13 protein-coding genes are annotated in these 13,100 nt (G+C 54.4%); 7 read left to right on the forward strand and 6 right to left on the reverse strand.

The genetic code is table 11. The features are described from left to right. Positions 1–632: 632 nt before the first annotated feature. The 4 genes from LO50_RS23700 (at position 633) to LO50_RS24880 (ending at position 6,843) form a co-directional block, all read left to right on the forward strand. Positions 633–1,940 carry a TolC family protein gene (locus LO50_RS23700; RefSeq protein WP_044316580.1) on the forward strand — a complete coding sequence of 436 codons (1,308 nt, stop codon included), beginning with the start codon at positions 633–635 and terminating at the stop codon, positions 1,938–1,940. Positions 1,941–1,949: 9 nt separating this feature from the next. Next, a complete protein-coding gene (locus LO50_RS24545; RefSeq protein ID WP_044316581.1) occupies positions 1,950–3,296 on the forward strand; it encodes an efflux RND transporter periplasmic adaptor subunit in 1,347 nt (448 codons plus the stop codon). 17 nt (positions 3,297–3,313) lie between these two features. Beyond that, positions 3,314–6,484, forward strand: a complete 3,171-nt coding sequence (locus LO50_RS23710) for an efflux RND transporter permease subunit (protein WP_044316582.1) — start codon at positions 3,314–3,316, stop codon at positions 6,482–6,484. A 233-nt stretch (positions 6,485–6,717) separates the two neighbouring features. Further along, a complete protein-coding gene (locus LO50_RS24880) occupies positions 6,718–6,843 on the forward strand; it encodes a hypothetical protein (protein ID WP_023444716.1) in 126 nt (41 codons plus the stop codon). 279 nt (positions 6,844–7,122) lie between these two features. Here the strand turns inward: LO50_RS24880 and LO50_RS25040 are convergent, their stop codons facing one another. Beyond that, complete coding sequence (locus LO50_RS25040) at positions 7,123–7,452, reverse strand: hypothetical protein (protein ID WP_023444715.1); 330 nt, start codon at positions 7,450–7,452, stop codon at positions 7,123–7,125. Positions 7,453–7,841: 389 nt separating this feature from the next. On the opposite strand from LO50_RS25040, the gene LO50_RS23720 reads away from it, so the two are divergent. After that, positions 7,842–8,762 carry a cation diffusion facilitator family transporter gene (locus LO50_RS23720; protein ID WP_003292671.1) on the forward strand — a complete coding sequence of 307 codons (921 nt, stop codon included), beginning with the start codon at positions 7,842–7,844 and terminating at the stop codon, positions 8,760–8,762. Between the two features lie 214 nt (positions 8,763–8,976). Here LO50_RS23720 and LO50_RS23725 read toward each other — a convergent pair whose 3' ends face one another. Genes LO50_RS23725 through LO50_RS23735 form a run of 3 tightly spaced genes read right to left on the reverse strand, consistent with a single transcriptional unit; the run spans position 8,977 to position 10,554 of the window. Further along, on the reverse strand, positions 8,977–9,438 hold the full coding sequence (locus LO50_RS23725) for a methyltransferase family protein (RefSeq protein WP_003292672.1): 462 nt from the start codon (positions 9,436–9,438) through the stop codon (positions 8,977–8,979). Positions 9,439–9,442: 4 nt separating this feature from the next. Then, positions 9,443–10,123, reverse strand: coding sequence for a DsbA family protein (locus LO50_RS23730; protein WP_044316583.1), 681 nt, complete (start codon positions 10,121–10,123; stop codon positions 9,443–9,445). After that, positions 10,120–10,554, reverse strand: coding sequence for a disulfide bond formation protein B (locus tag LO50_RS23735; protein WP_173425615.1), 435 nt, complete (start codon positions 10,552–10,554; stop codon positions 10,120–10,122). The genes LO50_RS23730 and LO50_RS23735 overlap by 4 nt, the downstream gene beginning before the upstream one ends. Before the next feature lie 209 nt (positions 10,555–10,763). Between LO50_RS23735 and LO50_RS23740 the strand changes: the two genes are divergently transcribed. Beyond that, a complete protein-coding gene (locus tag LO50_RS23740; protein ID WP_044316584.1) occupies positions 10,764–11,723 on the forward strand; it encodes an arsenic resistance protein in 960 nt (319 codons plus the stop codon). Positions 11,724–11,748: 25 nt separating this feature from the next. Here LO50_RS23740 and tnpC read toward each other — a convergent pair whose 3' ends face one another. Both tnpC and LO50_RS25005 read right to left on the reverse strand, forming a co-directional pair. Next, positions 11,749–12,111 carry a Tn3 family transposase post-transcriptional regulator TnpC gene (gene tnpC / locus LO50_RS23745; RefSeq protein ID WP_003292676.1) on the reverse strand — a complete coding sequence of 121 codons (363 nt, stop codon included), beginning with the start codon at positions 12,109–12,111 and terminating at the stop codon, positions 11,749–11,751. Continuing rightward, the gene (locus LO50_RS25005) at positions 12,108–12,284 is read right to left on the reverse strand and encodes a hypothetical protein (protein ID WP_003292677.1); all 177 of its coding nucleotides are present in this window, start codon (positions 12,282–12,284) and stop codon (positions 12,108–12,110) included. Before LO50_RS25005 ends, tnpC begins: the two co-directional genes overlap by 4 nt. 63 nt (positions 12,285–12,347) lie before the next feature. Between LO50_RS25005 and LO50_RS24885 the strand changes: the two genes are divergently transcribed. Beyond that, positions 12,348–12,596, forward strand: a complete 249-nt coding sequence (locus LO50_RS24885; protein WP_101153433.1) for a hypothetical protein — start codon at positions 12,348–12,350, stop codon at positions 12,594–12,596. Positions 12,597–13,100: the final 504 nt, after the last annotated feature.

A 13,100-nucleotide genomic window follows, 5' to 3' on the forward strand; every position in this document is an offset into this window, starting at 1 on the left:
CATAGGGGCAGCACCGTACCGGAAAGGTCAGGTGTTGCACTCAGTTGTTGCCGCCGCCAACGCTTTCGTGTATTGTGTCCTAAACCCAGGACGAATCACTGTCGCAGTAGCGGCGCTGTGTTCCGCGTCTTGGCGGGGGTAGCTCTATGATTGGATTCGACATCTAAACCAGGAAGTCATCGTTTTGCCTTGGATGAGAAAAATAGTTCTGCTGTTGTTGCTAGCCCTGTTCCCATTGCAATCATCATGGGCAGTTGTTAGCACGAGCTGCAGACATGAGGATGGTTCGGCAGCAAATCATCTTGGACATCACGAACATTCGCACGAGTCTCTGGGTGCTGACGAGGAAGGATCGTCAAAAGCCGCAAAAAAAATCAGTCTGGATGGAGACTGTGTCTTTCATGGCGACCATATCAAGCCGCTTATAAGGAAAGGGATTTCTCCCGGTTCGGTATTATCAATAAGCTTGAAACCGTTTTCTTCTGCTAGCTACGCATCGGCTGAAGCGGGGCGTCCTGAGAAACCTAATTGGCGCATCGGTGCAAAGCCGGTGAGACGCCAGATTAACCAGTAGGACGCCATTTATCTGTATCTGACGTCTCACCGAACCTTCCCTTTTCTAGGAGATTTCGGTGCGAAAAGTTCTTTTACCGCTGGGGTTGACGATGTTGTCGTGCAACCTCGCCTCTGCGCAGCCTTTAGAGTTGCCGACCTTCACACAGACCCTGCCTGTCGGTGTGTCAAATACCTTCCCCGTTGAGCCTGCCGGCTCCATAAGCTTTCTACGCGCTTTGGAGCTCGCTACCTCTGCAAGCCCTGAACTTGCTGCTGCAAGACGTGAGCTGGCTGCTTCTCGCGCATTGATTAGCCAAGCAGGAGCACGTCCGAATCCAATATTGTCCGCTAGCCAGGAGGGAATCCGAGGTGATGCCCCCGAGACGACGCTTGAGCTGAGCCAAGAAATAGAGCTGGGTGGTAAACGTTCGGCTCGTATTGAGGCAGCGCAACGCGCCATGGACGTAGCGGCCGCCGACCTACAGGACGCCCAAGCTCGACTGAGGGGGGCAGTGATGGGCGCATACTACGATGTGCTTATTGCGCAAGAACGGCTGGAGCTCGCTCAGGCTGCTTCAAAGCTTGCGAAGCAAGCAGTGAACGTGGCCAATCGGCGTGTGAGGGCCGGCATGGTCTCTCCCGTAGAGGAAACCCGGGCGCGGGTTGCGGCTACTGGAGTGCAAGTAGAGCTTGCCCAGGCCACAGCTGAACTCGAAGCTGCGCGCACTCGGCTGGCGGCCAACTGGGGAAATCCACAGCCACGCTTTGAGCGAGTAAAAGAGCCGGTAGAGGCAGTGCCTCCTCTTCCCGAGCTAGCTGAGCTTTATAGCCGTTTGAACGATTCCGCCCAACTAACCCGCGCGCGTCGGGAGGCTGAAAGACGTCGGGCTGCGTTGGAGCTGGAAAGGACGAATCGCTTTTCTAACGTGACGGTTAGCGTAGGTGCCCAACGCTCAGATGAATATAACGGCACGCTGGGACTGGTGAGTATCTCGATGCCCCTGCCGTTGTTTGATCGAAACCAAGGCAACATCGGAGCAGCACAGGAACGGGCCTACCAGGCGCAGGACGAGCTTAACGCCGTCCATATACGCCTGAAAAGCGAACTTTCCCAAGCGCACATGCGGCTGCGCACTGCTCGGCAGCAGTTTGAACTGTTGCGCAACGACATGCTCCCCAGTGCCCAGAGCGCTTATGAAGCTGCCAGCAAGGGGTTTGAACTAGGAAAGTTCACCTTCCTTGACGTACTGGATGCTCAACGCTCGCTTTTCCAAGCCCGCTCTCAGTATCTGTCTGCGCTCTCACAAGCTAACCAGGCGGCGGCAGAAATCTCGCGAATTGTCGGCGATGGGTCGGCCGTTATCACCTCGGCCACTCAGCCATAAGGAATCCATATGACAAGTAAATCGAACACATCTTCCTTGGCTGTTCACAAGAAGCAGATTTTTTGGATCGTCGTCATATTAAGCGTGGCACTTGTGCTTGGCGGATTGCTTCTTCGCAGTAGTCCAGCTGTGCCCGAAGCGGGCGACGCACATAGCGAGCATGGTGACGCATCGGAGCAGGAGGATGAAGGGCATTCGGATGAGGATGCTGAAGCCGAAGGAGATCATGGACATGATGAAGGAGGCGCCGATAGCGATCACGAGGTCGGTGCGGCAGAGAAAGATGAGCATGAAGATGAGCCCGAGGGAGCGGAGCACACTGAAACAGCAGAGGTAGAACTCTCAGAGACACAAATCCTAGCCGCCGGCATTTCACTGGCAACTGCTGAGCCCGCAAAGATACAAAGCGCAATCGAGCTGCCAGGTGAAATTACGTTTAACCAGGATCGTACAGCGCAAGTTGTGCCTCGTCTCTCAGGTGTCGTTGAAGCGGTCAAAGTCGATTTGGGCGAACAGGTGAAACAGGGGCAAGTGCTTGCTGTGATCGCGAGTACCGACCTGTCGGAACGTAGAAGCGAGTTCTACGCGGCACAAAAACGTCTTGCATTGGCTCAGAAAACCTATCGACGCGAAAAGGAGCTGTGGGAAGAGCGTATTTCTGCAGAACAGGATTATTTACAGGCACAACAGGCTCTACGGGAAGCAGAGCTGACGGTTGCGAATGCAAAAGCACAGCTACAAGCGCTTGGTAGTGATGCTGGCAAGCCAGACGCATTGAGCCGCTACGAACTCAGGGCGCCGTTCGATGGGATGATCGTTGAGAAGGACATCACGCTCGGTGAGTCAGTCAATACCGACGACCAGATATTCATCATTTCCGATCTCTCTACCGTTTGGGCAGATATCAGCGTTCCTGCCAATGCACTCAGCGCGGTACGAGTCGGCAGCAACGCGGTTATCGAAGCCACAGCATTCGAGTCCAGTGCCAATGGCACCGTTTCTTATGTCGGCTCACTTGTTGGTCAGCAAAGCCGCGCCGCTACCGCCCGGGTCACGCTTCCGAACCCGGAAGGTGTTTGGCGTCCCGGCCTGTTCGTCAAAGTGCGGGTAGGCTCTGGCGGAGTGTCCGTGCCGGTTGCAGTCAAGCCCGATGCGATCCACACGTTGGAAGATAATCCGGTGGTGTTTGTACGGACCGACCATGGCTTTGCTGCTCAGCCAATCGTGACTGGTCGCAGCGATAGTGAAGCGGTCGAAATCAAGGAAGGCCTCCAGGCCGGAGCGCGCTATGCCTTGGATAACAGCTTCATCATCAAGTCCGAGCTTGGCAAAGCCAGCGCCTCGCATGCTCACTGATACGGAGTTATAGAATCGTGTTCGAACGTATCATTCGTTTTTCTATCGAGCATCGCTGGTTGGTTATGCTAGCCGTGCTTGGCATGGCAGCGTTAGGAGCTTACAGCTACCAAAAGCTGCCTATCGATGCTGTCCCGGATATCACCAACGTACAGGTGCAAATCAACACTGCGGCGCCAGGTTATTCCCCGCTGGAAGTGGAGCAGCGTATTACCTACCCGCTCGAGACGGTAATGGCTGGGCTGCCCAAGCTCGAGCAGACACGATCCTTGTCTCGATATGGACTTTCTCAGATCACAGTTATTTTTGAGGAAGGCACTGACATCTATTTTGCCCGCCAACTTGTGAACGAGCGCCTGGGAGGGGCCAAAGATCAGCTCCCAGATGGCGTCACTCCAACACTTGGCCCTATTTCCACTGGGCTTGGCGAAATCTATTTTTGGACGGTTGAAGCTGAGGAAGGTGCCACCAAATCGGACGGTACGCCGTATACCCCTGCTGACTTGCGTGAGATTCAAGATTGGATCATCAAACCGCAAGTCCGAAATGTACCTGGTGTTACTGAGATCAATACGATCGGAGGATATGCAAAGGAATATCAGATCGCCCCCAACCCAGACACTTTGCGGTCGTTTGGACTAACACTACAAGATTTGATCGAGGCGGTTGAGCAAAACAATAACAATCTAGGTGCCGGATATATTGAAAAGCGCGGCGAGCAGTATCTTGTTCGCGCTCCAGGACAAATGCAGTCTGTGGAGGACATCCGCGATACCCTTATTAGCAACGTTGACGGTACCCCAGTGCGTATCCGCGACGTTGCGACGGTCGAGGTTGGAAAGGAGCTCCGCACTGGCGCAGCCACCGAGAATGGCCGCGAAGTGGTTCTAGGTACGGCTTTCATGCTTATCGGTGAAAATAGCCGGGTAGTTTCTAGGGCTGTCGATGACAAGATGAAAGAGATAAACCTTTCGCTTCCAGAGGGCGTAAAGGCGATTACTGTCTACGATCGAACTGTACTCGTAGACAAAGCTATATCCACCGTTAAGAAGAACCTCACTGAGGGTGCCATTCTTGTTGTGGTTATACTTTTTCTCTTCTTGGGCAATATCCGTGCGGCGATCCTAACCGCACTTGTTATACCGCTGGCGATGCTCTTTACGTTCACCGGCATGGTAGCCAACGAGGTCAGCGCCAACCTGATGAGCTTAGGCGCATTGGATTTCGGCATCATTATCGATGGTGCCGTGGTGATTGTTGAGAACTGCGTGCGTCGACTTGCTCACGCTCAGTCCCATCACGGGCGGGCATTAACGCTGTCCGAACGGCTTCATGAAGTGTTCGCTGCGGCAAAGGAAGTGCGTCGGCCTCTACTCTATGGGCAGCTGATCATTATGATCGTATATCTGCCGATATTCGCCCTTACAGGGGTAGAAGGTAAGATGTTCACGCCCATGGCGTTTACCGTAGTGACAGCGCTATTCGGGGCGATGATTCTCTCGGTGACGTTCGTCCCGGCAGCCGTTGCGCTCTTTATCGGCAAGCGTGTTACAGAGAAGGAAAACTTTCTAATCCGCAATGCTAAACGGGCCTACGCACCTGCATTCGATGCGGTGATGTCCAACAAGCCAGTAGTGCTCACCTTTGCCGTTGTTGCAGTTGTACTTTCCGGCCTCGTAGGGGCACGTATGGGCAGTGAATTCGTGCCTAGCCTCAACGAGGGGGACTTCGCTATCCAAGCCCTTCGTGTACCGGCTACCAGCCTTAGTCAGTCTGTCGAGATGCAGCAGCAGCTGGAGCGAAAGCTCATGGATGAGTTTCCGGAGATCGAGCGGATTTTTGCGCGCACAGGCACTGCGGAGGTGGCATCCGATGCCATGCCTCCAAACATCTCTGACGGGTACGTCATGCTGAAGCCACAAGAGCAGTGGCCGGATCCAGGCAAGTCGCGCGACGAACTCTTAAGCGAGGTCCAAGCATCCGCCGCTGAGTTACCGGGCAATAACTACGAGTTTTCCCAGCCTATTCAGCTGCGTTTCAACGAGTTGATTTCCGGTGTTCGTGCCGCGGTAGCCGTGAAAATCTATGGTGATGACATGGACGTTCTTAACAGCACGGCGGCGGAAGTATCCGAGGTGCTAGGACAAGTACCAGGCGCTTCAGAGGTTACGGTCGAGCAGACGACTGGCCTTCCCATGCTCACGATTGATATCGATCGCGATCAGATCGCACGATACGGCCTGAGTCTAGATACCGTGCAGCAAGCGGTTGCAGTAGCTATCGGTGGCCGAGAGGCAGGCACCTTGTTTCAAGGAGATCGGCGTTTCGATATCGTGGTTCGTTTACCGGACGAGATACGCAGCGATCTCGCCGCAATTGAGCGGCTTCCAATTGCCCTTCCAAGGGAATTAAACAGCACCATAAGTTATATCCCCCTCGGCGAGGTGGCCACCCTGGATTTGGCCCCCGGTCCGAATCAGATCAGTAGAGAAGAAGGGAAACGGCGAATTGTCGTCAGTGCAAACGTCCGTGGTCGTGACATTGGATCATTCGTATCTGAGGCAGAACAGAAAATCCAGGCCCAGGTAGATATCCCGGCAGGTTATTGGATCGACTGGGGCGGTACCTTTGAGCAGCTTGAATCGGCAACGAAGCGGCTGCAGATTGTCGTCCCCGTGGCGCTGCTCCTGGTCTTCATTCTGCTTTTCATGATGTTCAACAATGTCAAAGACGGCTTGTTGGTGTTTACAGGGATTCCATTTGCGCTCACCGGAGGCATTGTTGCGCTGTGGCTGAGAGATATCCCATTGTCCATTTCAGCAGGAGTTGGCTTTATTGCTCTGTCTGGCGTCGCCGTTCTAAATGGCCTGGTAATGATCTCCTTCATCCGTAGCCTACGGGAGCAAGGTTTACCTCTGGGCACCGCGATCCGCGAGGGCGCTCTGACCCGGCTACGGCCGGTATTGATGACAGCCTTGGTGGCTTCACTCGGGTTCGTTCCGATGGCCTTGAATGTGGGTACCGGTGCAGAGGTACAGCGCCCCCTTGCGACGGTGGTGATCGGGGGGATTCTCTCCTCAACGGTGCTAACGCTATTAGTTTTGCCGTTGCTCTACCAGATGGCTCATCGACGCGAAGACGAATTGGAGGAGCAAGAAATCGCGTTGGCCGCTGACAGAACAAGCTAGAGATTGGATGGCGGCACACAACGCCCCGTTCTTGCTAGCTAGCGAGAACGGGGCGCGTTAATTATCGGAGCGCAGTTTCATTAGCGGCGCAGCGGACAGCACAGCCTTTGTGGCGCAGTCTGATGCATCTAAGCGGTAAATAAAAAATTGCTCAGCGCTTAGTGCGTATGACTTTCGCTACATACGCGTCCTTGACCTGATGGCTTTCACCCACGGTGAGCTGACGAAGGATTATGCAAACAGCGACTGACCTGCCCCGGTCGGCAGCAAAGGGCGATAGCTACGACAAAGCCCTGGCTGGAACGATCAGCGGGCTGTGCAAGGCCGAGCTGACACCGTCAATCATGGGCGAACCGTGAGGCCTTTGAGATAGCGACCCAGACATGGGTGCGCTGTACGCCACAGCGTCTGTTCAGCTCACTCGGACATGATCCTTGCGAAGGCTAATAACAACAGATCAGGCAATGGCGGCCTGACTTAAACGAAACGGCTTATATAAATTCCGGGCGATTCGCTGGTAGCGATGTTGCGGGCAAGTTATGGAAACAAAAAAGCGCCCCGAAGGGCGCTTAGAGTGCAACTGCTTCCAAAGGAGATTGGAAGCTGCAGGAGGCGAATATCGTTCAGATATGAAGCGGTTAGTCAGCTTTGGTTTCTTTCTTGCTTTCCGTATTGTTCTGATCTTGGCGGGTATCCTTAATCTGTAATTCGTCTATTTTTCGTTTGGCGGATTCGGTTCCGTGAATTCGTTTTTGATCTGCTCGGAATTTTTCATTAAATTTAATTGAGCGGTCGTAACCATCTTCTGCATAAGACAATGCGGAGCCGCAGATTACCAAACCAACAACAATAGCTTTCAACAGATTCATAGGGCAGTCCTCGCTAAATTCAAAGGTGGCTTGCTGAGCTTTCTCGCTGAGCCCTGCAGGTTCGAATGAATTTTGCGTGATTGAAGTTAACAGCAGCATGAGCCAAGCATTACATTATTGAAATGTAATGCTTCCATTGCGCGGTGACATGAGCGCCTTGCTTCGTCATGTCAGCACCGAGGCGCACCAATCTGCAAGGGCCTATCCTACGAAAAGAATGATTGGAAGATTACAATTTTGTCATCTTCGGATTGACGCCGCATCATCTATCATTAGCGAGCAACGTCGTTTAACGTTTGAGAGGGATCGGCCAGTTATCGGCAAGTTTCAGACGATAATGCACGAACTCGCTTGAGAGTGGTCGCATTTTCTGTCAGTGTGGCTTGGAGGGCCAGATGGTATAGGCGCTAGTATTTTTATTATCTCTTATGGGCGGTCGTTTGGCTCCCCTATTTTTCTTACGCTAGTTTTTAAGGAGCGGTAAAAATATGGCTCACGAACATAACCATAACACCGAAGCCATGGGTGATAAGCGTTTAATCGCAGCTATTGGCGTTAATACTGCACTAACTCTGGCACAAGTTGTTGGCGGGATACTTTCTGGGAGCTTATCGCTCATAGCGGATGCACTACACAACTTGAGCGATGCTGCATCACTGGTTATTGCGCTCATCGCACGTAAGATCGGCCGCAAACCGCCAGATGCTTTTAAAACCTTTGGCTACCGACGCAGTGAAACCATAGCGGCTTTGATTAACTTGGTCACGCTGATTATCGTTGGTCTCTACCTCATCTACGAAGCTATAGGTCGGTTTTTTTCCCCACAGCCCATTGAAGGATGGACAGTGGTCGTGGTGGCGGGAATAGCCTTGATTGTAGATATCGCTACGGCCTTGCTCACCTACACAATGTCTAAGAATAGCATGAATATAAAGGCGGCATTCTTGCACAACGTGTCGGATGCGTTGGCCTCCGTCGGCGTTATTATTGCCGGAACATTGATCCTCCTGTATGGCTGGTATTGGACAGATACTGTCCTGACGCTGATGATTGCTGGTTACGTGCTATGGCAGGGCTTTAGCATGCTACCTAAAACCATTCACTTGTTGATGGAGGGCGCGCCAGAAGGAGTTTCCATCGCCGACATAATCAATATCATGGAACATGTAAACGACGTTGTGAGTGTTCACCACGTACACGTATGGGAAATCGCTGAGCATACAATCGCACTGGAAGCACATGTTGTCATCAAGAAGGCTAGCCTGCCCGATATTGAACGAGTAAAGACTGATTTAAAACGAGTACTTCATGAGCAATTCAAAGTCAGCCACTCGACACTTGAAATGGAGCTAGACGGCAGTGTTTGTATCGACACCAGGCAGGCCGACAGTCATCGCAGCGAAGCATAAGCCTGCTTTGCGCTCAACGCTGTTGCTAGACAGTTATCTCGATATCAACGGAGTGAACTTGCGACATCACTCGTTGGCGCTATGTCTTCGACCAGAGACATGCTAGCGGCATGTGGCCAAAGCAGCTCGTCACGAGGAGATCAGGCTAGGTCGTGGCACCTTCGGCAGGCTGCCGCGACGAGCAAGCCCCGCCAGTCGCTACCGCCGCGGACGCTCAGAGCCAGCGGCGGACTCGTGCACGGTAGCGGGCAAATGATTCGCCGAACAATGTTTCCAGCGCCCACTCTTCGGCTGGGATCTGGAAACGGTTCATGTACAGCACGAAAGCAACTACGCCAAGCAGGGTTAGAGGCGAGGCCAAGACCAGCGCCCAAGCCGCCAGGATAATGGCAAAGCCTAAGTACATGGGGTTGCGGCTGTACCGGTAGATGCCAGCCTCCACTAATGCAGAAGCCTGCTGCGGCTGCAATGGATTAACCGTAGTACGCGCGCGGCGAAACGACAGGACGCCGGCGAGGCACACGCCGAGCCCCAGGAGCAGTATTGGCAAAGCGAAGGTCAGGCGCGCGGTCCATGCCAGTTCGAAACCCGGCAATTTGGTTCCCGACAAACCCATCAGCACAGCGATCAGGCCGGCCACGAGCAGCGGTGGCACGCGGTTTTCCAGCGCGCTCATAGTGTCATTCTCGTGCCTTGGCCACTTCGCTGTTCACCAACTGGCGCAGCGGCTCCGGGCCAAACTCGCTGAGCGCACGACCATTGACAAAAAAAGTCGGCGTGCCACGAACCCCAACGGCTTTAACGTCCTGCATGTCCGTTTCCAGCACGGCGTTGACGCCAGGCGTATGCATGTCCTGGCGGGCCTGTTCCAAGTTCAAACCGACGCGCTCTGCAGCAGCCCATGCCTGCGTTACCTTGGGGTCGTCGTGCCAACCGGGTTGGGCTTCCAGCACAGCCCCCAACACTTGTTCATGGAGATTTTGCTTACGCGCCGCCTCCAGCATTCGCGCCACCTCTTCGGAGCCTTGATGGAACAGTACATAGCGCAGCACCAAACGCACGTCTTCCGGGTTCTCGGCGAGGATCTGCTTCACATAGGGGTGGAAGGCGCGGCATGCCTCGCAGGAAGGGTCAAAGAATTCGACGATGGTCACTGGCGCTTGCGCCGGGCCGAACACTGGTGAGTGGAAGCGAACCAACTGGCCGCCGTTCTGTTTGGGTTGTGTCCCGGTCTCTTGGGCGGTCGAACCGGGAGCCTGGGCCTGTTGAGGCGACTGCGAGGGGGAATAGAAGAATGCGGCGGCAGCAAAGACGGCCAGGATCACGACACTGATGATCAGGACCACGGAACGGCGATTCATGGGGTGGTTCTCCGACGGATGAGAATGAGCAGGATGGCGATCAGGATAAAGGCGAACAAGGCGAGTGCCGGCAGGGGCACCACGCCGAAGAGGGTCATTCCGGCGCCTGAGCAGGATGGACCGGTGGCCGTGCAGGGCTGGATCGGCTGTGGAATCAGCCCGGCATAGAGCAGCGTGTGAACAAATGCCAGCGCCGCACCGATAACGGTCAGCGGTAGGGCATAACGCCAGACTGTAAAATCCGAGCGGTAGCAGGCGATGGCCAGGATCACCGCCAGCGGAAACATGAAGGCACGCTGGAACCAGCACAACACGCAGGGTGCCTGGCCCATCACCTCACCAATGAACAGCGCGGACAGCGTCGATACCAGTGCGACCAGCCAGGTTAGCAGCAGCAGATTCCAGGTCATGCTTGGAGGTTGAGGATTCATTGCGGTTAACTCCTGGCGATGGCGAGCACTTGCCTCAGACCCGCCATCCAGTTATTTCGAAACATCATGCATCCTCTTATCGGCAGGACTTGTTAGGACCGTTGCGGACTTCGCCCAACGGCAAAGCGAAAAGCAACCAGCCTCAACGCTGGGTTAAATCCGATGCCAGTGGGAGAATGTCGCCCTTGCGCAACAAGGGAAGATATCAGATGTCGCGGGACTGGCTGGAAGAACACCAGATAGCATTTTATTTCGCGGCGGTGGTGGCCGCTGCCATTGCAGGTTTGAGCTCTGCGCAATTCACCGGACTGACGGCCATGGCCATCACACCGGCGATTGCCGTGCTGATGTATGCCATGTTTCTGCAGATTCCTTTTTTGGAGCTGCGAGAAGCTTTTGCCAACCACCGCTTCGTCGGTGCCCTGTTGCTGGCCAACTTCCTATTGGTGCCATTGATGGTGTGGCTGGTGACGTGGCCGCTCTCATCGAACAAGGCCTTGTTGGTCGGCGCGCTGCTTGTCCTGCTGACGCCTTGTATCGATTACGTGGTGGTCTTCACCCACCTGGGCAAAGGGGACTCTCGTCTGGTGCTCGCGGCGACGCCATTGCTGCTGTTGCTCCAGCTTCTGCTGCTGCCCCTCTACTTGCGGCTAATCCTTGGCCCCGAAGCCGGCACAGTGATCGAGCTGTGGCCCTTCGCAGAAGCCTTCCTGTTACTGATCGTCCTACCCTTGGTAGCGGCTGTGCTCACCGAATTTGGCGGACGCCGATCTCTGCTGCTTCGCGCATGGAGCGCAGGTTGGGCCTGGCTGCCAGTGCCTGCAATGGCCCTGGTTCTAATCGTGGTGGTGGGTTCGCAGATCGCGGCTGTCGTGTACCAACTCGACATCCTGGCGCCGTTGCTTCCGGTATACGGAGCGTTTCTACTACTCGCTCCGGCCCTCGGCGTACTCAGCTCCCGGCTATTTGGCTTGGAGGCTTCTGCCGCACGGGCAGTGGCCTTTAGCTCAGGCACTCGCAACTCGCTTGTAGTGCTTCCCCTGGCCCTAGCGCTCCCGGAGTCCATTCGCGCGCTGGCCGCGGCGGCTGTGATTACTCAGACACTCGTAGAACTGATTGGTGAATTGATCTACTTACGGGCGATTCCAGCCATGGTCAGAAACAGTTGAGCCTCGTCGAAATCGGCGAGAGCGCTCATGCCTCGTGCTGTGGAGCAAGATTGATCAGCGGCGCAATGATGAGCTGAGCGGAGCGCGCCCAAGAAACCAGTGCCTCAAGATCCATCTGTAGAGATTGGGCTTCTGTCCAGATACAAGCACTCTCGGCAGGCACCGTAAGAGCGATGCCCTCAACTATCGTCAGAGCCATCGCATGCAATCTCAGTAGCTCGTCGCGAATGGAGGTGATTCCACCCAGTTCCACCAAGCAGACGTCCAAGCGATCAACCAGCCGGAGCAGTTGAGAGGTGTCGAAGCTGTCGCGCAGGTTTTCCAACGCCACGGCGTCCACTTCGCCGTACGGTGTAAGGCGGAAGGATGCGGGAGGAATGTTGATCATGGCGTTTTCTCGGTATCTAGCTGGCTAGGTCTGATCACCCGCAGCGAGCCGGCAGCTTGTTGGAACACCGAGTCCTTGATCCAGGGCTCCGGTGGCCGGTTTAGCTTGAGGTTGAATTCGCCGAAGCGCTTGAGGTTGCTGGTCAGGTAGAGTGGTTGGGCCCCCTTCAGCATACATAGCGGAACTGGTGTAGACGACTAGCCCTGAGCTAGGCCTTGGGCTTTCAAGCAGCTCCAATGATCGGCACTGAAGTGCTAGGGAGCGGATTACTTCTAAAATTCTGGCTAACACGCTCACACTTAAAAACGCTTCTGGATATGCTGGAAAAAGGCAAGCCAAGCAGGCGAAAAATTGACACTAACTACTTTCAATACAATGGTTATTTCTTGGGATATAACTCTTCTAAAGATAATGCCGGTAAATACGGATTTGAAGAAAGCCCTGCTGAAATCAAGCAAAAAGTGAAAGAGCTTTTACTAATCTAGCTCGGTCGAACAAACTAGGTCTATTGCTCGTTGAGTGATCGTCTCTGAGCATTTTAACTGCTGCCGTTGCTGGCAGCCATGAGTCAAAAATTGCACTCAACGACAGGCAGCTTTTGGCCGCTAGCCGCCGTTTTGGAGCGAAAGCAGTCAACCACAATCAGACATTGTTTGGATTGCTATGACGAGGCGCCATCAGCTCGTTGCTGGAGTTTCAAGCAAATGTTTTCCTCTCCCGCCTCAACTGACAGCTCATCACCCAAACTCCGTCTGAGTGCTTAAGTAGCTCTGATGGAAGCTCAACGATGACGTCTCCGCTGCCATCCCCTGGGTCTTGGCATACAACTCGCCAGCTTTCAGATGTAGTAGTCATAGATTCGCCCTGAACGCAGTAGGCACAGATCCGCTTGGTACGGTGGGGCAGCATTTGGCCGAAAGCTGCCGTAAGCGGCGGGCTGCTTTCGGCCGATTCTGTTGAAAAAGTAGGTTTAGCGGCAGCAAGGCGGT

The organism is Stutzerimonas stutzeri (assembly GCF_000935215.1).
Lineage (GTDB): Bacteria > Pseudomonadota > Gammaproteobacteria > Pseudomonadales > Pseudomonadaceae > Stutzerimonas.

What these genes read in the sequence shown, in the direction of transcription:
- LO50_RS24545 (WP_044316581.1), top strand. Translation starts at nt 1,950, where the DNA reads ATGACAAGTAAATCGAACACATCTTCCTTGGCTGTTCACAAGAAGCAG.
- LO50_RS24880 (WP_023444716.1), top strand. Translation starts at nt 6,718, where the DNA reads ATGCAAACAGCGACTGACCTGCCCCGGTCGGCAGCAAAGGGCGATAGC.
- LO50_RS25040 (WP_023444715.1), bottom strand. Translation starts at nt 7,452, where the DNA reads ATGCTGCTGTTAACTTCAATCACGCAAAATTCATTCGAACCTGCAGGG.
- LO50_RS23720 (WP_003292671.1), top strand. Translation starts at nt 7,842, where the DNA reads ATGGCTCACGAACATAACCATAACACCGAAGCCATGGGTGATAAGCGT.
- LO50_RS23725 (WP_003292672.1), bottom strand. Translation starts at nt 9,438, where the DNA reads ATGAGCGCGCTGGAAAACCGCGTGCCACCGCTGCTCGTGGCCGGCCTG.
- LO50_RS23730 (WP_044316583.1), bottom strand. Translation starts at nt 10,123, where the DNA reads ATGAATCGCCGTTCCGTGGTCCTGATCATCAGTGTCGTGATCCTGGCC.
- LO50_RS23735 (WP_173425615.1), bottom strand. Translation starts at nt 10,554, where the DNA reads ATGAATCCTCAACCTCCAAGCATGACCTGGAATCTGCTGCTGCTAACC.
- LO50_RS23740 (WP_044316584.1), top strand. Translation starts at nt 10,764, where the DNA reads ATGTCGCGGGACTGGCTGGAAGAACACCAGATAGCATTTTATTTCGCG.
- tnpC (WP_003292676.1), bottom strand. Translation starts at nt 12,111, where the DNA reads ATGATCAACATTCCTCCCGCATCCTTCCGCCTTACACCGTACGGCGAA.
- LO50_RS25005 (WP_003292677.1), bottom strand. Translation starts at nt 12,284, where the DNA reads ATGCTGAAGGGGGCCCAACCACTCTACCTGACCAGCAACCTCAAGCGC.
- LO50_RS24885 (WP_101153433.1), top strand. Translation starts at nt 12,348, where the DNA reads ATGATCGGCACTGAAGTGCTAGGGAGCGGATTACTTCTAAAATTCTGG.